Source organism: Pseudomonas sp. Mn2068 (assembly GCF_049319725.1).
In the GTDB taxonomy this organism is placed as follows: Bacteria; Pseudomonadota; Gammaproteobacteria; order Pseudomonadales; family Pseudomonadaceae; genus Aquipseudomonas; species Aquipseudomonas gingeri.
On record NZ_JBMOUG010000002.1, the window covers coordinates 734,088 to 753,911 of the forward strand.

The 19,824-nt window shown below is 53.4% G+C and carries 24 protein-coding genes; 13 read left to right on the forward strand and 11 right to left on the reverse strand.

The window, feature by feature from the left end:
* Positions 1-84: 84 nt before the first annotated feature.
* The 3 genes from ACL9RJ_RS07695 to ACL9RJ_RS07705 all read left to right on the forward strand — a co-directional run bounded on the left by ACL9RJ_RS07695 (position 85) and on the right by ACL9RJ_RS07705 (position 3,322).
* Positions 85-1,332: a DUF1173 family protein gene (locus ACL9RJ_RS07695; RefSeq protein ID WP_422765096.1), complete on the forward strand. Its 1,248-nt coding sequence runs from the start codon at positions 85-87 to the stop codon at positions 1,330-1,332.
* 552 nt (positions 1,333-1,884) lie between these two features.
* On the forward strand, positions 1,885-2,418 hold the full coding sequence (locus ACL9RJ_RS07700) for a hypothetical protein (protein ID WP_103033085.1): 534 nt from the start codon (positions 1,885-1,887) through the stop codon (positions 2,416-2,418).
* Positions 2,419-2,800: 382 nt separating this feature from the next.
* On the forward strand, positions 2,801-3,322 hold the full coding sequence (locus ACL9RJ_RS07705; RefSeq protein ID WP_103033084.1) for a DUF1173 family protein: 522 nt from the start codon (positions 2,801-2,803) through the stop codon (positions 3,320-3,322).
* A gap of 127 nt (positions 3,323-3,449) precedes the next feature.
* On the opposite strand, the gene ACL9RJ_RS07710 is transcribed toward ACL9RJ_RS07705, so the two are convergent.
* The 3 genes from ACL9RJ_RS07710 to ACL9RJ_RS07720 form a co-directional block, all read right to left on the reverse strand.
* On the reverse strand, positions 3,450-3,857 hold the full coding sequence (locus ACL9RJ_RS07710) for a DUF4279 domain-containing protein (RefSeq protein WP_177116375.1): 408 nt from the start codon (positions 3,855-3,857) through the stop codon (positions 3,450-3,452).
* A gap of 229 nt (positions 3,858-4,086) precedes the next feature.
* Complete coding sequence (locus tag ACL9RJ_RS07715) at positions 4,087-4,527, reverse strand: hypothetical protein (protein ID WP_017126673.1); 441 nt, start codon at positions 4,525-4,527, stop codon at positions 4,087-4,089.
* Between the two features lie 479 nt (positions 4,528-5,006).
* A complete protein-coding gene (locus ACL9RJ_RS07720; protein ID WP_052328575.1) occupies positions 5,007-5,282 on the reverse strand; it encodes a hypothetical protein in 276 nt (91 codons plus the stop codon).
* Positions 5,283-5,844: 562 nt separating this feature from the next.
* On the opposite strand from ACL9RJ_RS07720, the gene ACL9RJ_RS07725 reads away from it, so the two are divergent.
* Positions 5,845-6,045 (forward strand): hypothetical protein, encoded by a 201-nt coding sequence (locus tag ACL9RJ_RS07725; protein ID WP_422765097.1) that lies wholly within the window; start codon positions 5,845-5,847, stop codon positions 6,043-6,045.
* Positions 6,046-6,371: 326 nt separating this feature from the next.
* Here the strand turns inward: ACL9RJ_RS07725 and ACL9RJ_RS07730 are convergent, their stop codons facing one another.
* The 4 genes from ACL9RJ_RS07730 to ACL9RJ_RS07745 form a co-directional block, all read right to left on the reverse strand.
* Positions 6,372-6,989, reverse strand: coding sequence for a hypothetical protein (locus ACL9RJ_RS07730; RefSeq protein ID WP_422765098.1), 618 nt, complete (start codon positions 6,987-6,989; stop codon positions 6,372-6,374).
* Positions 6,990-7,152: 163 nt separating this feature from the next.
* A complete protein-coding gene (locus ACL9RJ_RS07735) occupies positions 7,153-7,614 on the reverse strand; it encodes a DUF1640 domain-containing protein (protein WP_422765099.1) in 462 nt (153 codons plus the stop codon).
* 372 nt (positions 7,615-7,986) lie between these two features.
* On the reverse strand, positions 7,987-8,481 hold the full coding sequence (radC, locus tag ACL9RJ_RS07740) for a RadC family protein (RefSeq protein WP_422765100.1): 495 nt from the start codon (positions 8,479-8,481) through the stop codon (positions 7,987-7,989).
* Between the two features lie 106 nt (positions 8,482-8,587).
* Positions 8,588-9,238, reverse strand: a complete 651-nt coding sequence (locus tag ACL9RJ_RS07745) for a DUF3577 domain-containing protein (RefSeq protein WP_422765101.1) — start codon at positions 9,236-9,238, stop codon at positions 8,588-8,590.
* Positions 9,239-9,735: 497 nt separating this feature from the next.
* Between ACL9RJ_RS07745 and mobH the strand changes: the two genes are divergently transcribed.
* A complete protein-coding gene (gene mobH, locus ACL9RJ_RS07750) occupies positions 9,736-11,682 on the forward strand; it encodes a MobH family relaxase (protein WP_422765102.1) in 1,947 nt (648 codons plus the stop codon).
* A gap of 350 nt (positions 11,683-12,032) precedes the next feature.
* Here mobH and ACL9RJ_RS07755 read toward each other — a convergent pair whose 3' ends face one another.
* From ACL9RJ_RS07755 to ACL9RJ_RS07765, 3 genes are read right to left on the reverse strand one after another with little or no spacing between them, the layout of a single operon-like run.
* Positions 12,033-12,875: a hypothetical protein gene (locus ACL9RJ_RS07755; protein ID WP_422765103.1), complete on the reverse strand. Its 843-nt coding sequence runs from the start codon at positions 12,873-12,875 to the stop codon at positions 12,033-12,035.
* Entirely contained in the window at positions 12,872-13,387 is a 516-nt protein-coding gene (locus tag ACL9RJ_RS07760) for a hypothetical protein (protein ID WP_422765104.1), read from the reverse strand. Before ACL9RJ_RS07760 ends, ACL9RJ_RS07755 begins: the two co-directional genes overlap by 4 nt.
* The gene (locus tag ACL9RJ_RS07765; RefSeq protein WP_422765105.1) at positions 13,384-14,052 is read right to left on the reverse strand and encodes a GTPase domain-containing protein; all 669 of its coding nucleotides are present in this window, start codon (positions 14,050-14,052) and stop codon (positions 13,384-13,386) included. The genes ACL9RJ_RS07760 and ACL9RJ_RS07765 overlap by 4 nt, the downstream gene beginning before the upstream one ends.
* Positions 14,053-14,337: 285 nt before the next feature.
* Here ACL9RJ_RS07765 and ACL9RJ_RS07770 point away from each other — a divergent pair, with 285 nt between their 5' ends.
* The 4 genes from ACL9RJ_RS07770 (at position 14,338) to ACL9RJ_RS07785 (ending at position 17,019) form a co-directional block, all read left to right on the forward strand.
* Positions 14,338-14,964 (forward strand): hypothetical protein, encoded by a 627-nt coding sequence (locus tag ACL9RJ_RS07770; RefSeq protein WP_422765106.1) that lies wholly within the window; start codon positions 14,338-14,340, stop codon positions 14,962-14,964.
* A gap of 226 nt (positions 14,965-15,190) precedes the next feature.
* Positions 15,191-15,691 (forward strand): DUF262 domain-containing protein, encoded by a 501-nt coding sequence (locus ACL9RJ_RS07775; RefSeq protein WP_422765107.1) that lies wholly within the window; start codon positions 15,191-15,193, stop codon positions 15,689-15,691.
* 85 nt (positions 15,692-15,776) lie between these two features.
* Complete coding sequence (locus tag ACL9RJ_RS07780; protein WP_422765108.1) at positions 15,777-16,304, forward strand: hypothetical protein; 528 nt, start codon at positions 15,777-15,779, stop codon at positions 16,302-16,304.
* A 1-nt stretch (position 16,305) separates the two neighbouring features.
* Positions 16,306-17,019: a HEPN domain-containing protein gene (locus tag ACL9RJ_RS07785; protein WP_422765109.1), complete on the forward strand. Its 714-nt coding sequence runs from the start codon at positions 16,306-16,308 to the stop codon at positions 17,017-17,019.
* 337 nt (positions 17,020-17,356) lie between these two features.
* Here the strand turns inward: ACL9RJ_RS07785 and ACL9RJ_RS07790 are convergent, their stop codons facing one another.
* The gene (locus ACL9RJ_RS07790) at positions 17,357-17,710 is read right to left on the reverse strand and encodes a hypothetical protein (RefSeq protein WP_422765110.1); all 354 of its coding nucleotides are present in this window, start codon (positions 17,708-17,710) and stop codon (positions 17,357-17,359) included.
* Between the two features lie 315 nt (positions 17,711-18,025).
* Here ACL9RJ_RS07790 and ACL9RJ_RS07795 point away from each other — a divergent pair, with 315 nt between their 5' ends.
* The 4 genes from ACL9RJ_RS07795 to ACL9RJ_RS07810 all read left to right on the forward strand — a co-directional run bounded on the left by ACL9RJ_RS07795 (position 18,026) and on the right by ACL9RJ_RS07810 (position 19,817).
* A complete protein-coding gene (locus ACL9RJ_RS07795) occupies positions 18,026-18,220 on the forward strand; it encodes a hypothetical protein (RefSeq protein ID WP_422765111.1) in 195 nt (64 codons plus the stop codon).
* A gap of 105 nt (positions 18,221-18,325) precedes the next feature.
* Positions 18,326-18,916, forward strand: coding sequence for a hypothetical protein (locus ACL9RJ_RS07800; RefSeq protein WP_422765112.1), 591 nt, complete (start codon positions 18,326-18,328; stop codon positions 18,914-18,916).
* Between the two features lie 123 nt (positions 18,917-19,039).
* The gene (locus ACL9RJ_RS07805) at positions 19,040-19,549 is read left to right on the forward strand and encodes a transporter suffix domain-containing protein (protein WP_017126657.1); all 510 of its coding nucleotides are present in this window, start codon (positions 19,040-19,042) and stop codon (positions 19,547-19,549) included.
* A gap of 106 nt (positions 19,550-19,655) precedes the next feature.
* A complete protein-coding gene (locus ACL9RJ_RS07810) occupies positions 19,656-19,817 on the forward strand; it encodes a DUF2986 domain-containing protein (RefSeq protein ID WP_017126656.1) in 162 nt (53 codons plus the stop codon).
* The last annotated feature ends 7 nt before the right edge of the window (positions 19,818-19,824 follow it).

A 19,824-nucleotide genomic window follows, 5' to 3' on the forward strand; every position in this document is an offset into this window, starting at 1 on the left:
GCAGTTAGAGCTGCACCATTGGCAGGGTTACAGTCGATCAACAGCGCCCGCTGAATGATGGATTGAGGCAAGGAGAGCCCTGGCATGGTGTATGAGCGATTCCCGATCGTGATTGACGGCAAACCCTTCTCGACGGCTTTCCAGACCCAGGACGCGTTCGCCTGCGGCTGGAAGGCCGTGCTCGAAAAAGCCTATGGCCGCACCCACGCCGTGTGCCGTTGCCCAGGCAAGGGCGACCGCAAGCTGGCGATCAAACGCTGCGATGAAACCGATGGCTTCCACCTGGCCCGATTCGCCGGTACAGGCCCCGAGCACGCCAACGAATGCCGCTATTACGCCCCAGCACCTGAGCGCTCAGGCATGCAGGGCTATGAAGCCGGTGTGGTCGAGGAGGGCGACGACGGGACACTGCGGGTCCGACTGGCCCGTGGCTTGGTTGAACTGCCAGCCAGGACCGGGAGTGCCGGCAGGGACGGTGTCACCCATAGACCCGGCGCCGGCGACCGCAAACGCTCCATGACACTCCTGGGCCTGCTCTGCCTACTGTGGCAGGAAGCCCGACTGAACATCTGGTACCCAGCCATGGAGGGCAAGCGCAACAGCGGTCAGGTCCATGGCGTGCTGCGCAAGACAGCACGACGCATCAAGGCCGGTCGAGTGATGCTCAGCGAAGTGCTCCTGCTGTGCGCCACACCGCGCTCCGGTGCTGAAACGGCCAATAGGGCCGTTGTGGAGGCAGTGATCAAGAAAGGCCGACGTGCCGTGGTCATCTCGCCCCTGGCACGCTTTGACGCCAGCAAGCACGTCGCTGCAATGCCCAAGCTGCCGCTGGCAGGCCCCTACGGCATTCCGTACCTGAAGATGGTCCCTGAGGTATGGGAAGACGCCCAGAAGCGCTTCAGGACCGAGATAGGCGCCTGGAAGCGCGGCGAACGTGTCATGGTCATCGCTCAACTCTCTGTCGAGGCCGGAAAGGGCCAGGCCAGCGCCCAGGTGACGGACCTGGCGCTGATGCACATCAGCGAGCGCTGGATACCACTGGACTCCGACTACGAATCCACCCTGGAGAAAAGACTGACCGCCGCCGGGCGCAGCTTCGAAAAACCACTGCGCTACGACGCTGCCGAGTGCGAGTTCTTCCCCGACTTCTGGCTCCTGGACATGAAGGATGATTTTCCTCTGGAAGTCTTTGGCATGAACACCCCCGACTACCTTGCGCAAAAGGCTCGCAAGACCCAATGGTACAACCGGGTTTACGGTCCTCTGGGGTGGTGGAGCTGGGATGTCATGGCTGGTGAACGTGACATCCAACTACCTGAGCTACCTAAATAATCACCCCCCTGCTCAGCCTGTTGATCTGCCAGGGAACCGAAAAAGGCACATTCAAAATCAGTGTTTGACAGGGTCGTGTTACAAACCGTGTTTGGCAGCTGTAGAAGCAAAACTTCTAGGTGCCTTTAGTGTGTGTAGGTATGCTGTGGGGGCTGCTAATGGATAGAGGGAGGCGCTATTGAATGGGAGATGTATTGGCAGGTTTGATTGTCACTGCTGTTTGCTTTCCTATTGGGTGGCCGATAGTCAAGTTGGTGACGTTGGGCAAGTACCCCTCCAGAGGTTCTTGGTTTGCTAATACTGCGCAAACTCAATGGACTACCATGACAGGATTTACTTTTCTCATAATTGCTATGATGTTCGCCTTAAAACAGTTTGATGTTTTTTAAGCGGGGCATGGCGATTTTTTAGCGTTCTGAGTAACAGGTTTTCTAAAGTTTAAAGTATGACTTAAGCGAAAAATTTGACCTGCAACAGGCTCTAGCATAATTTCCTCGCTCGCGAGGCCACTATGCCCTTATATCTCCTTCGGCCTCACAAAAGGACTTGTTCATGACCGGCAGGTATTGCGTCTTCTTGATGACGTGCATGGCACCTGCCAGTGTGTTCGCGGCGCAATCAGCCTCATCGCCCTCGGACCGTACGCAGCTTATGTCTGTGTACCAGGAAGCGGCCACCAATAACTCCGAAATCAACGTAGCCCGTGTAGGATTCGAGGCGCAGCGGGAAGCCATTCCCCGGGCCCGGGCGAATCGGCTTCTGGCGATCACGACCAGCGCAACCATCGAATCGACACGGCTGGAGCGTGATGCACCCGCGCTAATGCGCGTGTGCAGCGGAACTACCTACCAAGCCAATCCCGCGGAGACCTACTTGGAGACGGGGAGGCCACTGAAGACGAAAAGCGCGGCCCGATTACCGCAGCAGGATCCGATTGCTCAAAGACAAGGTCACCGTATAAGGCCAGGAGGTTTCGCGGTCTCCGGGGCGGTGATGGCAGAGGTGAAAACGGATAAGCGGCGCGTGATCGAGTCCTTCCTGAGTCCCTTGGAAGCTTATGCGAGTTCAAGCTTGAAAGAACGGTGAGGACTTACTTTTAGTCTTTTAGGGGGGGTGATTATGTTGTTGAGTATTATTTTTTTCTTTCCCGGTCTTTCGTGGACTTTGTATATGTACGGGGGGTATCGAAAGTCCATTGGGGCGCCTTTTGGTAAGATTTATTATCGATTTTATAAGGTGATATATTTTATCGCCTGGCTTGATCTTATAATCGTGGTTTATGCTGTAATTACTAGGGGGGTGTGATCATGGAGCGAACTATCTACAACGCCTGTGGCCAGCTGCAAGCGAGCACTCCCAGTGCTGAAACGGCCAATAGGGCCGTTGTGGAGGCAGTGATCCAGAAAGGCCGCCGTGCCGTGGTCATCTCGCACCTGGCACGCTTTGACGCCAGCAAGCACGTCGCTGCATTGCCCAAGCTGCCGCTGGCAGGCCCCTATGGCATTCCGTACCTGATGAGGTATGGGAAGACGCCCAGAAGCGCTTCAGGACCGAGATAGGCGCCTGGAAGCGCGGTGAACGCGTCATGGTCATCGCTCAACTCTCTGTCGAGGTCGGAAAGGGCCAGGCCAGCGCCCAGGTGACGGACCTGGCGCTGATGCACATCAGCGAGCGCTGGATACCACTGGACTCCGACTATGAATCCACCCTGGAGAAAAGGCTGACCGCCGCCGGCCGCAGCTTCGAAAAACCACTGCGCTACGACGCCGCCGAGGGCGAGTTCTTCCCCGACTTCTGGCTCCTGGACATGAAGGATGATTTTCCGCTGGAAGTCTTCGGCATGAGCACCCCCGGCTACCTTGCGCAAAAGGCTCGCAAGACCCAATGGTACAACCGGGTTTACGGCCCTCTGGGGTGGTGGAACTGGGATGCGACGCACGATTCGAAGGGAAGCCAGATACCAGTACTACCGGAAATAAGGCGTCGTTAGTAATATTGGTTGGTGAGGTGAGGTGAGGTATGGCTCTATAATTTTCTCATTTTGAAAAGGGGGGGTAACAAATCAATAAGTCTAGGTAGGTATATTTTATGGTTGGGGTCTAAACTTATAAAGTCCCCTAGATTTGGTAAATGTCCAAGCTCAAATCAATATTTAGTTCGCCTAGGCGTGACATGAGATCGCTCTTGAAGGTCTCGCCAATATTTCCACTTCCATACCAGCCAATAAAGAACTCGACGGAGTTTCCAAGCGATGTGTGCTTTATTATTTTTTCTGAGTGATGTTTAATTTTATTTAATTCGGTTAGTAGAAATTCATATAGGTTTCCGTCGCGCTTTTTGCATAGAGGAAAAGAGCAATAGCTTTCTTCGTATGTTCCACCTAGTATTTTTCCACTAGGAGATACCCTGGGTAATCCTTTTTCATGGACCCATTTAGGCTCAAGCTCAAGATAATCAGCCACGGTCCTCGGGTCGAAGTCAGGACCAGAGAACCTCAAGGAAACACTAAATGTATATGAATTCATGTTTACACCATCCTTCACGCCATGCAGGTCATCTTTATCCAGACTTGGCATCTGATCAATTGAAATCGTCCCCAAAGGGCATCCTTTTGATTTTGAGCCGGGCTGTGGCTTAGCGAAAGGCCTGCAGTCATCAGGGGGGGCATTATGGGCTGGCTATTGAGCGGACCGTCTGGGGCCTGGCTTTCACTGCCGGCCCCGTGATGGTTTGAAATGCAAGGCGTGACAAGATTCAGAACGAGAATCGTAATTCTACAGTCCCATCGTGAGCAACTGCTACCATCCAAGAGAGGTCTTCGTCAAAAATTTCTATGTCATCTGATTCGGAGTACCAGACACTTGAGAATGCTCTGATGAGATCTGATGTAGGCATACGGTCAATGTCATCAAACTTTCCCCAGTTGACATACACTTGATCTTTTGGGTGTGTGCCGAAATACTCAAAAGCTTCACTGAGAGAGAAATTTTCCTCAGAGGCGTTTTTCGGAAATCTAGAACTCACTATTTCCTGGGTTTTTACCATGTCGAGAGGAAGATCTATATTGAATTTTTTGGAGAAAATTTTATAAATCTTGTTTTTGAGTGTGGTCAATTCCTCTCCCTGAATTGGTTCGAAGGCAGGGAACTGACCGTCAATCTCACTCTTATGGTTGCTTATCTTGTGTAGGTCCATGATTACATCCTTTAGCAAGAGGGCCTGACGAAGCCATTGGTATAGATCGGCTGTTGCGCTCGCCCCGCAGCATCGATTTGGGTGGTGAGCCGTCCATCCCTGTCGAAAATGAACCGCTCGTTGGTGTTTGAGATGAAGGTCCAGGTGTCGGCCGACTTACTGAGGATGCCGGTTCCTGTTGGATCAAGTGTGACAGTGCTTCTGTCCACGGGGAAGAAGGTCTCTCGCCCATCTAACCCTCGGGGGGCAGCTCCTCTTAATGGGTTCGCGCCTATGTACCCGAAGGTCATCATCCCTCCACCCAGTCCTCTCGTTTATGTGAGGTGCAAAGACCTTCTCTGTCACCTCATTTACCAGCAGCCTTTACTCTATTGGATGTTATGAGCACCTGGAGGTAGTTTAAGCCCTGGCGGCTCATTCGATTGACTCCCGCTGTGATCTCTGTACTTTGGAATATTCGAAAATAGAAAAATTTCATCTTACTTAGGGCTGGAGCATAGCGTTTTTACCGTAAGTCCATCCTTGTAGGAGTAGTATTCGAAGCATTTCTTTCCGTCAACGACGATTTCTCGTTTTCCAATGTCGCCAGCTGAAAAAAAGTCAGAAAGAGAGGTTTTTCCTCTATTGGACCAATCCATCTCTTTCCATGTATATCCCTGTTGCCAGCTTCCTATTGCTAGGAAAGCAATATAAATAATGAGTAGTAAGGCTAAAGTAATGAAAATCCCTACCGTGGTCTTAATTATCTTGCCCAAGACGCGCTCCATCCGGTTGATGGGGTTGTTTAGGATGAATGATGACACCATTTGTAATGCCTGAGTCAATTAGTTTGTTGCCCAGTGAAACAGGAAGTAGCTGGCTGTCTGTATTTATGTTCTGAGCTCTCAGGCATCGCTGAATGGGTGCCCCGCAGTTGGCTACCCCGACAACGTTGCCGTGAATTACACCCGCAACAATACAGGGCAAATCAGCGCAGGACGCGGGTTATGATGACGCCCATGATGCAAAAAAAGGGCGCGGGGAAGGTGGTGTTGATATCTACCGGGATAAGACAACAGGAAAAAACTGGCTCTGGAATGGTGTTCCAGGGGGAGACAAGGAGGCTTTATGAGCGGGCGGCCTAAACCGGTTAAGTCAGTAGCATTGAGCCTGCGAGGGTTCGAGCTGTCGACCGCGCAGGTTGAGTCGATCATGGGACGGGCTCCTTCAGAGTCTGGCAGTCGTGGCGAACCGCCCAAGCCAGGAGTGAAGAGCCTGTTGAAGTGATCATTTGTCAGGTACTCAGTTGAGTGCGCGCACGATTGCAGAATTGATGAAATGATTCCGGCGCTCTGGTCCCATCTGGGGGGCTTTGACAAGATCCGGGACGCCTGCGGTAAGGTTAAACCAGAGTTTCTTGAGGTCGATCTGGTGCTGCCAGTTAAACATTCTGATGAGCAAGAGGGTGGCTTTTTACCTTGCGCGATATTGGCCGAGCTCTCCCTACTGGGGGCGACGCTGTCATTTCAATTCCTTTGAATGTGATCGGCCACTGACATCACATTCGACTACATCGAATTGCATCACGGCTGATGCAACCTAATAGCTGAACAGCACTTCGAGTCCTAGGCACATGAGCACCCGCACCGCCGGGTGGCTGCTGATGCGCTTTTCCAGTAGTGGCAAGTGAGGCTTCCCCATTCACGTTTTCATCCCTGTAGTGTGTGGGTTTGAGAGGGTTTTCAGGGAGGGGGCAATCTGTAATGAAAGCGCTGCTGCCCTTAAAAGAGAGAAAACCGCCTACTCACCCCAAGAGGTGAGCAGACGGTTCATGAGCCTCAGCCAGGCTGGGGCAGGGTGGTGAATCAGTCCTCCGAGGACAGGAGCAGCGTGGTAAAACTTCTGTCCGCTTCGGTGATGATCTTGAGCCTGTTTTCCTCTCCGGCCTTCACCTCGTACGCTGAGAACAAGCGCGTGCCATGTAACAGCGCCTGCTCGTTGGCCTGCTTGTCTTCATCGCCCAGGTCTCCCCAATCACCAATAAGGTGACGGCGCAGGTAGGTCGATGCATCCAGCAGACCTTGCTCCTTCAGCGCATCCACGCCTCGGGTTGTCAGGATATGGCCGGGAGAGAAGAACAATCCTGGCACACGTTGTTCAGGCACATAGACCTCATGCCTGAGCATGATTTGCAGCCCCTGTAGTTGCCCCTGCATACGCACGACGGCAAGGCGCAGCTCCAGTCGATCTCCGTCAAGAACATCACACTCAATTTCGAAGTCATAGAACGCCGGGATTTCGTCCGAGGTGCACTGACAAATCGCCTCGCAGGCTGCTCGGATTGCGTCACGCTGAAGAAAGGACATCAGCAGTGGAGCCAAAGGCCCCTGGATATAAATGGTTTCAAACCAGGCGCTTTCACTGAAAACGATAGGCAGTTTGAGTAGCTGTGCTTGTTGCTCAGTAGGCGTTTCGATCTTCATGTGTCTCTCCAGAAAAACCCAAAACGGGGAGACACGTCGCCCGCACGGGGAGTGTTCCCCGCATGGGCAAAATAGGTGGTACATCAGCGCGTGGGCAATGCCCGTGCGTTATTGCTGGTAGGCCACAGGCAGGAACCTGGCAGCCGAGAGTTGACGCGTATCGTCAGAACTTGAAGGTGTTGGCAAGGAAGTTGAGGACCTCTCTACCGACCGGAATGGCCAAGCAGAGAATGATGATGCCAAACTGCCAATTGGCGAGCTTGTATCTCGACTCCAGGCTTAAATGTGACTCCCTCAGGTCGTTACCTTGTCTTTCCATTGCAAGGCGAAGGTCATTTCCCTGTTTTTCCAGCGCCAGGTGAAAATCACTGCCTTGCTTTTCAATCAAGGCGCTTTGTTTCTCGATCGCCAAGCGGAATTCGTAACCCTGCTCCTTGATCGAGGAGTGAAGCTCTTCCCTGAGCTCTGAAATTGACCTGTTCAGTCGTGCCTCCGTTTCCGAGAGGTCGGACTTTGATGCCAGTGTTTGCACTTCAGCCTCCCAAGCTTCAACAACAGCTTTTGCGTCGTCTCGACTTACATTGGCGGATTGTAGAACATCGAAAAATATAGCCGATGGATTCATAGTTTCTCCTGCAGTCAGCGTGCGACAACGGGCGCCCACCTGACGGTGAGTGACCGTCGTCGGTGGGGCCAAGCACTGTGTCGACGACTCATCTCGACGACCGTTCGCACGTGCGATTGCTTGGCAAACTTGGGGTGATCAGTGCGCCCGAAGCGCACCGTAGCCTTGAAGATCCTGGCTACCGGGGTGACGCTCCTAACGACATCAATCCATGCCTGATAGTCGACTCAAAACCACAGAGTCGAACAGTCAGACGTTGCCTAGGCTGCTGTAGGCCTAAGCTTGGTTTATGACCTGCCACTGATCGTGCCTTTCGACCTCTTCAGTGGCGCGTGTCACTTGAAAAGCGCCCGGTGGACGCTTTTATCGGACTTACAGCATGCCTCGTTCAGCCATGGAGAGCGGAGAACCGGCGGCTACGATGATGTGGTCCAGCAACCTCATCTCCATCAGCTCGAGGGCGTTCTTCAGGTGCCGAGTCAGCCTGCGATCATCTTCGCTTGGCAGCGCACATCCCGAGGGATGGTTATGCGCCACGATCAGGGCCGAGGCATTGTGTGCCAGGGCTCGCTTGATGATCTGCCGGGGGTGAACCCGTACATCGTTGATACAGCCATGAAACAACACCTCAAACTTCAGGACTTGGTGCTTGTTGTCCAGAAAGACCACGGCGAAAACCTCATGGTCCACCGCAGCCAGCTTCATCTTGAGATAGCTGCCGACCTGCAACGGGTTAAGCAACGGACCCTCCCGTGTGAACAACCGGCGATCCAGGATCTGCATCGCCCGCTCAATCACCCGATCTTCCTCGGCACACGACATCGCCTCAGGCACAGCGCCATCGACCACAGTGATAGAAATACCCATGTACTGACCTCCATTCAACATCAAGGAGGACTACCTTTCCCGAGGGAAACGTATTCCCCCGCGGGTAAAAGAAGGCGCCGGTGAGGGCGCCTTGAAAGCGTGAAGGTCAGGCCACGTGCTGTGTGCCTGTCAGGTGTTCCGATTGCTTCGACGATGCCAATACCTCTGGCGCCTCAATAGCCCCCGGATGATCACTGCCCCCAACCTCATCAGCGTCTGCCGGTGGGATCGAGTCAGCCCCTGCAACGGTGGCCTCCGGAACACACGGTGTACCAGAAGCCTGCGCCGCATCAGGAGAGTCAATGGCTTCAGCCTCAGCAGCAGGTGCCAATGGGGCTGAATCAGCGTCTTCTTCCTTGGGTGGCGCGCTGTAGATCACGTCGCCGTTGATCATCACCATCAGCACAGACAGCAGGTTGGCCCGAAGACTCGCTCCTGGCTGACCTTGCTTCTCGCCCTGCTGATGGATGAAGGGCACGACCCAGATGCCACTCAGAATGAACCGTACCAGGACAGTTTCGCCTGAGTTGGTGGCCTGGGCGCACTTTTTGACGATTTCTTTTGCAGCGGTACCGATCACTCGGCAGTCAAAGTAGGTGTAGCTGCGATCATCCTCGGGACCATACAGCGCCCCCACTTTGACCAGCAGATACGGATCGCCTTTGGGAGGCGTAATCGTCCGTACATTGCTCAGATACCCCAAACCGTAAGTGTGCTGGTTGAAGTACTTCTTTTCTTCGCTATTGATGTCACTCATGTGCTTCTCCTTTTCAACATGGAAAGGGGGAAGCACTGACCCCGAGGGGAAAGTAACTTCCCCCAACGGGTGGTGCAGCATGCGTCCGCTCATCAGCAAGGCTGAGAAGTGACCGCATTACTGAACGCGACAGCGGCCTGGGTCGATCAACGCGAAGAACGCGCTGTAGCCTCCTAGATCATGACTACCCGGAAATGTCGCTGACAATGCCAGCAGAACACGCCTCCAGCATGGGAAAGCAATCCATGAAGGTCCAGTCCGCTTCTTCGATGGTGCGCGTAGGACAACTCACTTCATCACCAGGCTCTGGCAAAACCCTCACGCCCCAACCCCGTTTTCCCATGGAGGCATTGGGCCCGAAAAGGTCATAACGCAAAGGAGAAAAGGAAGGGGGGAGTAAGGGAAGCAAAGCGAAGGGTAAAAGGCCTACCCGAAAAGGCCTCCCTGGAACCGAAAAGGAAAAGGACTGCATTTCCATGAACACGGATGACACCTGAATGATTTGGCGCTGGCTGCTGAAAAAACCTGCCGTATCTCCCACGCCGAACAAGGGCGAACTCCCCGCCGAATACTTCCAGCCCCAGTCGGCGAGCGAACTGCTTTCGACCCCGCGCCGGGAAAAGCTGCTGGGGCAGATCTGGCAGCGCACCTCACTGTCACGCCAGCAGTTCGAGGAACTCTATCGGGTGCCCATCGAGCGCTACGCCGAACTGGTCCAGCAATTGCCCGCCTCGGAAAACCATCATCATGCGTATCCCGGCGGCATGCTCGACCACGGCCTGGAGATCATGGTCTACGCCCTGAAGCTGCGACAGTCCCACCTGCTGCCGATAGGGGCCGGGGCAGAGGCCCAGGCTGCCCAAACGGAGGCCTGGACCGTGGCCATTGCCTATGCGGCCCTGTTGCACGACATCGGCAAGATCATCGTCGATGTCGAGGTGGAGCTGTCCAATGGCAGCCTATGGCACCCCTGGATGGGGCCACTCAACCGACCGTACCGATTCAGGTACGTCAAAGACCGCACCTACAAGCTCCATGGCGCTTCGGCAGGCCTGCTCTTCACCCAGATACTGCCTCACACCACCCTCAACTGGCTGATCACCTACCGTGAGCCCTGGAGTGCCCTGACCTATGTCATGGCTGGGCAGTACGAACACGCCGGTCTTCTGGGGGAGTTGGTCATTCAGGCGGACCAGGCATCGGTCGCCAAGGAGTTGGGCGGCAACCCGACCAAAGCCCTGACCGCGCCCAAATCATCTCTGCAACGGCGGCTGATCGAGGGGCTGCGTTATCTGGTCTGCGAGCAACTGAAACTCAACCAATCCCGCGCCTCGGACGGCTGGTTGACCGAAGACGCGCTATGGCTCGTCAGCAAGCCGGTGGCCGACAAACTCCGGGCTCATCTGCTGTCCCAGGGCGCGGAGGGCATTCCGTCTTCGAACCCCATCCTGTTCAACATCCTTCAAGACAACTCGATCATTCAGGTCAACCCCGAAGGCCAGGCGATCTGGACCGCCACGATTCAAAACGGAAAATGGAAAAAGACCCTGACCTTCCTCAAGGTGGCACCTGCACTGATCTGGGAAAAGACCGAGCGACCACCGGCCTTTGCGGGCTCAGTCACCGTCGAGGTGACCACCGAGAAGAACGAGGAGGGCGAGCCTACCGGTCACGCTGAAACGCGCCAGGAAACCACCGCTGAGCTTTGTCCACCCGAGCTGCCTCCCAGTTGGGACACATCACCCCAGTGGCCTCAACCCCATGCACAGGAGGAGATGGCATTCGATACGCCGCCTCACTACATCACCGATGTCCCGGATCACGACGATCATGCTCCGCAATGGGCACAGAACGATCCCCAGCAGGATACCGACCACGATACCAACAGCCACGCTGATCAGGTTCCTGCCTACGTGCCGGCCCCTTCAATGAGGCCCTCGGAGGACGTCCTTGAGCCGGCTGCCAAGCTCGCTCCCGAGTCCGCAGCCACCCCTGCGTTGCCGAAGAGGAAAACCACTCCAACCACTGCCCGATCCTCACCGTCCGATACGCCCGCTGAAGCCCTGGGCAAGGCCTTCATCCAGTGGCTGCGCAAAGGCATCCTCACCAACAGGATCACGGTCAACAATGCGACCGCCAAGGTTCACAGCGTGGCCGGTACAGCCTTTCTGATCTCCCCAGGCATCTTTCAGTGCTACACCGACGAGCACCCCGAGGTCGCCCGGGCTGCAAAGCTGCAAGGCACCACTGATTGGCGCTGGCTACAACGCTGCTTCGAGAAACTGGGTGTACACCACAGGAGTGAAGCCGACGAGAACATATGGATCTGCGAGGTCCAGGGCCCACGCAAAACCCGGAACATCAAAGGCTACCTGCTCAAGGATCCTCTGCTGATCTTCAGTGAGGTGCCCTATGACAATCCGTACCTGCGAATGAAGGAGTGAGTGCATGACACCTGCGCCAGATGCCCTCATCCCGTTGTAGAGGCTAAGTGTTCAGTTGCAGGAACGCTTCGGGCAACGCTTGTTATCGGCCAAAAGCGGCCCGTAGCGACCCAACGGTTAGCTGCGTAGAAATTATCAGCACGATTAGGACCGCATCATCTTCTGAAGGGCTGCTGCCGGACGCGCGACGGCTTGGTAAATCTCCAGATCACCTCAAGCAGTCCTGCGACAGCAAACAGCGAAAATATCTGTATTACAACGCCAACATCATAAAAAGCCCCGCTAATGCGTGGCTCCTCAGTCCAATTCCAATACTGCTAACTTATCTCGGGGGCTTTGGCGGCATGCCTCTAAAATCTATCGGTTTCAGGGGCGTCAAACTTCACCGTCAAGGTCAGAAGGTACTCTTCGCTGGACTGAGCGCTGGCCAAATAGCTTGCCGTCAGTCCAAGTCCCTTGGCTGGTAGGTTGAGCTTGGCCACTACGCCTAAGGTACGTTTCGACTCGCTCGAAAGGCTGATCGTCACCTTCTGCTCAAGGATCTGGTTGTCTTCATCAGCGCATTGCTCGACCAGGCTGCGCATCACCACATCGCCCCAGAGCTGTTTGCCGCGTAAGTACTTTTCGGCGGCATCGGTGTTGGGCCTGCCTCCGCGAAATGCGGTATTGATAGAAAACTTTCTGGCCAGTGAACTGCTCGCCTTGTTTTCGACCTTGAAATCGAGGTTGGCGGCAGGAGCTTTACCGTTCAACTCGTACACTTCGGACGAGGAGTCCTTGCTGACCTCGACTTGCTCAACGGTAACGTCCCGAGCCCCCAGGTATTGGCAGAGCCGCGAAAAATGCCGGAGCTTCTCTATTGCGAACTGATCGGTTGCCTGGCTCAGGTCCACGTAGGCGTTGCGGTCATACGGGCTCTGCAAGAGTACCGCGCCTGGCCGCAGCAAGTCGGCATCGATAATGTTCTGCAGCGCCTGGCTATCCGGCTCATCGGCCGCCAGGGGGTACTGTACGATGTGCGACTGGGGATCGAATAGAAAACCTCTGGCCTCTGGCTCAAGGTCGTACAAGCACTCATTGATTGTGTTTTCATCCAACACCAGCATGACCCTGCGCGCGCTATGGTCCAGCGGAATCCTACCTGTTGTCACATTGCTCCCCTTGCGCGCGATGCGCGTGTTCTGTTCGTTCACTTGCCGAAATTCTTCAATGCCGCTAGCACGCGTTTGAGCCACGCAGCCCATTCGCGCTGCAGAAGTGCTATCGCCAGGGCTATCAAGCTCTGGCTCGGCTGCTTTTTTGCGAGTAGCTCAAGCGCCTCCCGCGCGGCCAACCGTTTGGGTTCGGAAAAGCTGCGCCCGATGGCGGTAGCGAACTGCTCAAGCGACGCCCACACCGCATCGACACCACTAGCTTCTGAACCCTGTTCGGTATCCTGCTCGACCCAGCACACGACTGGCGCCAAGCGGCCCGCATGGTCGCGTTCCTCTGCGACGACTTGCAATACAGCTGCGTTGCCTTTGACGAGCAGCTTCACGCCATCCTGTGCGAACAGGACGGTGCCTTGGGCACTGATGCTGGCCATTCCGGAATACGTTTGCTCCCGGATCGGGCTGCGAAGCTCGACGCCATGCTCCGCCAAGCGCAAATGGTCCGAAGAGCTGTTGTCCAGCGCTTGAGCCTGGAAAACCTTCGCGTGCATCATGCCGTCACCGTCTTGATCAACGTCCCGACGAGTTTGGCCGCCTGGTCTCGATTCACCAGACTGCCGAGAATGATTGGCGGCCTATGGCTGAGTTTCGACAGGCCCGCGTCAAGGTTGAGTTTGACAAAGCGATCACGGAAATGCCCAAGACCGGACGCGGGTGTGGCGACGTACGTCGGGTCGAGATCCATATGCGTGACGATCACGACCAGTTTGGGTTGGGGCGCCCGTGCCTTGCGCCAGCTTTCAAGCTTTTCGAGGTCGCGCCTGATGCGTTGCTGATTCACCTGTTGAGCATTGACCAGATAAAGGACGATGTCAGCTTCATCGTGCAGTGCTTTCCATTCCTCGATTGCATCATGCCCACCGGAAACGTCTCGGGTCTCTTTCAGATCCAGCTTCAGGTCACCCATTGCAAACCGTTTTCGTTCGACTTTCTCGGTCAACATGGTTTGTATGTATTCGTCGGGAACCTCGCCACTGGCAAGAAACCTCAATAGAACTGTCTTGCCGACATTCCGCTCTCCCAACACCGCCACGCGCTTGCCTTGGAGGTTGATGATCAGGCTCTCCCAGACATCTTTGATTTCGTCACGTTTCCAGTAAGCAACGCTAGCCGCGACCGCGGCTGCGGCTCCAGCAACGATCAGTTTCTCCCAACCCATACGAGCAATCCCTGTGTGTCGTGTTCTCGAGTGGCCAGCGTTGCGGCCCACTTACTCATTGCGTGTGCGTAATTACGGAGAGGCTATCGGCCACCAAGCGCCGTACTTAAGTGAGCTTTCGAGGGTTACGTTTTGCGAAGGTCATACGGGAGACCACTGTTGCGTTACCAATTGGCCGATTTCTACCCGTCGCGTGAGGCAAAAAACGGCCAGGAGCAGACACTCGAAAGATCACCTAAAATAGTGGCGACTTATACGGAAACCTCATAATTTCGAGAAAATACAATGACCGACAAAAGCCAGATCCCTCTTGATTCATTACTCGAGAACACCCGATGGCCGTCTGATTTTGCCGGACTGCAACTGTTTATCAAAGGAGAAGACTGGCAGCACAATGCAATGCTGAACTGGTCCAACTTTCGTGCAGATCTCTACGCCTTTGCCTACAAAGACGCTGCCGATGGCTTGGTGGAGGCGATGGCAGATCGTAAAGTACCGCTAGATTCCGGAATCTATCCTTTGCTATTCCTGTACCGCCATGCCTTAGAGCTGCAGTTGAAGCTCATGTTGTCGACAGTTCGTAACTTAACAGGCTTAAAGCCCAGGAACTATGACAAGCATTCATTGATGCCGATGTGGTCGGAATTCCGTAAGCTGATGAAGGACCTTGATCCAAGCCAACCAGAAACTGAGATTATCGCGGCTCACGATTTTATTCGCCAATTGGACAATGTAGATCCTGATTCCATGGCATTTCGTTACGCGACGACCAAGCATGGAAAAGAACATCTCCCTGGCGTCACGCACATCAACATCAGGCATTTAAGAGACGTGCTCGATAGCATATTCCTGTGGCTCAAGGGAACGTATGGCTGGCTCGGAGAGATGGAATCCAATCAACCGCACTATTAGCCGACTCCTGAATTATGGTGGGTCAATTATTCAAGGACAGCTAGGCAAGTGGAAGAGAGCAGCCTGAATAGCGTCCACTCACGGCTTTTGCCGGAAGCGGCTGGTCAAGAATGGCAGCTTCCGATCAGCAGCGGACTTAGCCAAGCCTTTTCTATGTGGTCGAGTAAATGCTTGATCCTTTGCACTTTACGAGTCATGCTAGTGAAATTTTGGGGGGGGCAATACGATGGCCGGCAAGCGCACAGCAGAGCAGTTAGCAGATGTACTCTTTCCTGAGGCTTTGGAACAGGACGATTTTGCAGATGGTGTACTCTCAATACCACCTGAGCAGAGAAAGTTGCATACTGAGACTTACGATTTTACTGTTGAAACCATTGTTGAAAAGCTCAATGATGGGTCAATTTTCATACCGAAATTTCAGCGGCGCTATGTGTGGTCTGATGCACAAGCGTCTCGACTAATAGAGTCCCTGATAATTCAATGCCCAATACCAGTTATTTACTTAAATCAAGAGTCCGACGAAAAGCTCTCGGTGATAGACGGGAATCAGCGTCTAACTACGATGCGAAAATATTTTAGCAACGAGTTTCCGCTAAAAGGACTGACCGCATACCCCGAGCTTGATGGAAGCCGATTTTTTGAACTTGATCCGCGTTTTCAGCGTCACATCCAGAATCGCACCCTAAGATGTATTGTTATTTTAAAAGATACTCACCCCCCAAGTTAAATTTGACGTTTTTGAACGATTAAACTCGGGTGCCACGAAGCTTACTCCGCAAGAGCTTAGACATGGGCTCTATTTTGGCGATTTAATGTCTCTCGCCACTAAAGCAGTTAAGGATTCAAACTTTCTCACTGCTCTTGAAATAAAAAATGACAAGCGTATGAAAGCTGAAGAGCTTGTTTTGAGATTTTGGGCTCTTAGTGAAAATCATACAAATTACAAGAAGCCGCTGGCGACTTTCATCAATGACTTCTCGGACTCGAATAGGAAGATAACGGAGAAGCGAAAGGCTGCGCTACTTCAAAGCTTTGTTGATACTTTGAGCTTGGTAAGGACGTATCTTGGAGATCTTACATTCAAATTGTTTGATGGGGATCTCAATATAATTAGTAACTTCAATTCTGCGCTATATGATGCTTTGATGGTCGGCTTTTATGAGCTCGGATCAACCAACACTCTTGCTGAATTAACTCAAAAAGAATCTCAATCCATCCTGGGGAAACTGGTCGAAAACGATCAAAGATTTCGTCGCTCGATCGGCGTAGCAACTAGCGACGAAACCCAAGTTAAATATCGATCCCAAGCAATACAAAACGCTTATAAGAAAAAAGCCTGAAATGCCATACTCAATCAGCGCTGCAAGAAAGACCACAAGGTCAGAATTTAAGGAAATTAAATCCAGAATAAGGAAGTCGCAAAACAAAAAAGTAGAACCAACAATCAGAGAATACGTGATAGCAGCGTCAATTTTTCTGGCTCACGCAACTCTGGAAAACTATATATCTGATATTTTTTCAGCGTTTGCCAATGGCCTTCAGTCTGCGCCAATCAAAGGGTCAGAAATCCCAGAGAATCTCCAGGCCCACTTATTCCTCAACAGGATTGACAAAACAAAAATTTATGGCAATGCAATCGGGACGCATTCTGAATTTGAATCGCTCACATCCGTTGCAAGATCGCTGAAGACTCACGCTGGCACGGTCGTCGACAACTCAAAAACGATATTCAGATTCACAGGAAAAGATATTTTTACAAATTACAAGTATCCTTCCGTTGAGAACATCAAAAAAATATTCCACAGGATTGGTGAGCCAAAAATTTTCACGAAACTTGATATCGTTTTGAAAAGCAACTCTCAGAGCCTGCTAGAATCGTTAGGAAGCTTGAGAAGTCAGCTAGCACACACAGGACAAATTCCAGGTGTCTCGCCATTAGACGTAATAAAGCGAATTGAAGATGTAGAGCAGTTTATTTCTGCAATTGATCGAGTGATGTACAAGCTGGTGACGACATTCTCTGACCAGAAAACATGGAAATCAAATATATGCTGACACCACTTCCCATGGATGTAAATGTTTAGATTATATGATCATGAAGATCGCAATCGGCCAGAAGTAAAGGAACTGCACCATATTAGATTGAGCCTTCAAGCATATAAAACAATTCAGAAGCAGCGATGAAGGTTGTTTCAGGATGGGAAAAGCCCTTGAATGAACCTCCACCATTGGCCATTTTCTGCCCGTTACCACCGTCCGCTGTTGGCCGATTGCAGCCTGTCGCCAGGATCTGAAGCCGACCAAAATCGAGATTACACGACTGCTTTAACTTCTAGCCACCCTTTCTCACTACCTCTTAACTACCCGCCTAGACTCCCGCCTGAAGGATGGGTTAAAGGGTATTGCTGTTCTCAGCGAATGTGCCGCCCACCTGCAACTGTTCAAGAATTTTGAGGGCCAATAAGCCATAGACAACTTCAGGCTTGGTGTCGTTTTGAACGTACCGAATGTGCGTTACGACATGTGAAGTACCAAAGCACCGATTCGCCTCCAAGACCCCCTCCAGTACGCTGGCAACTATATCAGCCTCAACCAATGGCTCGTGGGTACATGTCCCCTGTGGTGGTAGGCACTCACAGATTGGCTCGTACTGCTCACCAACCCCCAGGCGCAGTTGCAGGAGGTTGTGCCGAGGCCCGGTGATGCGCGAAGCAGCAAAGTACGCGCCGATGCGGACGAAATGCATGTGATACGTTCTACCGTTTGGTTAAGGGGATGGGCTTTAGCCCGTCTAAGTTGCCGAGGCGGCCGGTCGACTGGAGCAGTTTGTTGACATTATAGGTAACCACTCTGCATGAATGTCCGTAGTTTTCTCACAGTGGCGTCCGTCCAAGAAACCCTACCTTTCTACCAGTTCTCAGAACCAGACACTATCTGCACTGACCGGCAGCTTCTGGCCGATTGCTGCCGGTTACGAGCGATGGAAAACAGCCAGAGATCCCCTGGCATGGCTATCGCGTGTCGGTCGCGCTGGGAGTCCAGTCCTCGTAGAGGTTGCATCTTGAGCCAGCCGCGTGCGGCATACATCGAGGTGAAGTCGAGCGCCTGTGCATCCGCCGAGGTGGCGATGGCGCTCGTCGGGATAGAGACCGACACCGGAGACGCCGTACGTGCCGGCCACGCCAGGCGCTTCCTCATGGAGGGGCATGACGTCATGACTATCCAGGGCCGCACTCTTGATGGCTCGACCGCTTGAGCCCGCAGTTCGAAGAAGCCTTATACTGGCGGTCCGCAGCAAGACTTCATCGCGAATACGGCGAATGGAAAAGGACCTGCATTCACTGAGCAAGAGAGCGATCCCATGTTATCTGCACAACAGGCCTGCACTATCGTGCTCGCCCTATACGACGGCGTTCTCAGGGATGGGGAACCTGAGCGTTTTGTCATTCAGTCTTGTGAGCTGTCCGCGAATGGCGACTATTGGGTGGTTCGTAGCAATAGCGAAGATTGTGTCGTGCGCGGTATGACGGAATATTGCTACGTCGGCGTCGACGCCCACTTGGTCGACGTCATTAGCGGAGCGATTGAGACGGTCGCCAGTGGTGGCAGTGTTGAGGAATACCTGCAAGACCTGTATGACCTGCGTGCGGCGGCAGGTCATTTGTATATGCTGACCCCAGCATTTTTCGTCGACGATAAACCCGCGATGATCAACTTGCGGCAAAAACTGGCGCGCACCTATCCGCAAACGCTGACTCTGCTTTCAGGAGAGCGCCGGCAATGGCTCACCGGTAGGCGCAGGCACCTTCAAGATGCACAGCGATTGCTGGCGGACCACGGGATAGCGACAAATGTCGAACTGTTACCCGACGCGACTGGAGCGATATGCATAGGGGTCGAACATTGGCACATCGATGCCGTGCTCAAGGCAATTCGCAACAGACTGCTCTAAACGCCCGGTGTTCTCAATCGGCCTCGTCACTGCCTGACGAAGACAGCTTGGCATGCTATATCAGCTGCTACGCTTTTCGGCGTGCCAACACTCTGCAGCGACCCATTAAAAAGGTGCATCATCATGACGACCCAACCCCATTCGGCCGGCTGGCGTTTCAAGCTGGGTATCGTGATTCTTTGTCTCATGCTGGGATCGTGGCTGATGGTTCCACTGGTGGCTGCCTTGGGTATGCCGGGGTCAAGAATTGCCGCGCTGACGGGTATCCTGTTTATCAGTAACAAGGTCCTGCTGATCCTGGTTATCGCTGTCATGGGCAAGGCCGGGTTCCAGCAGTTGAAGCGCAGCGTGTTCGGCTACGTGACGTCACTGGCACCGAGCCTGGACACTGAAGTTGGCCCGGTGCGGCATCGCGTCGGTCTCGTCATGTTTTGCCTGCCGCTGATCGCGGCCCTTCTTGAACCCTACGTCGATATTATCTGGCCGGGGCTGCGGCCAAACCTCTGGCAGTTTCAGCTGTTGGGCGATCTCATGCTGATCGGCAGTTTTTTTGTGCTGGGGGGCAATTTCTGGGACAAGGTGCGAGCCTTGTTCATTCGCACCGCGCGAGTGGCCACTACCGAGGCGGCGTGACCTGTCTCCTGGCAAGCGTGGTCCATGGCGAAGCCGTGACCCAGAGAGTCTGGTTCAATATTTGAGTCTGGTATCATTCCAGCCTCTGCAAACCGAGTAGAAATACATGAATCGCCGTAAAAAAATAAAGCAGCTTCTGGATGCTCACGCCAAAAAGGCCAGTGCCAAGCTGGCACCGAAGAACAAGCCTAAATACATCAGCAAGGCTGATCGCTTGAAACTGGATGCTGAGTCCAGTCAGGACTCGATCATTTCCTCTGAAAGCTGATCCATGT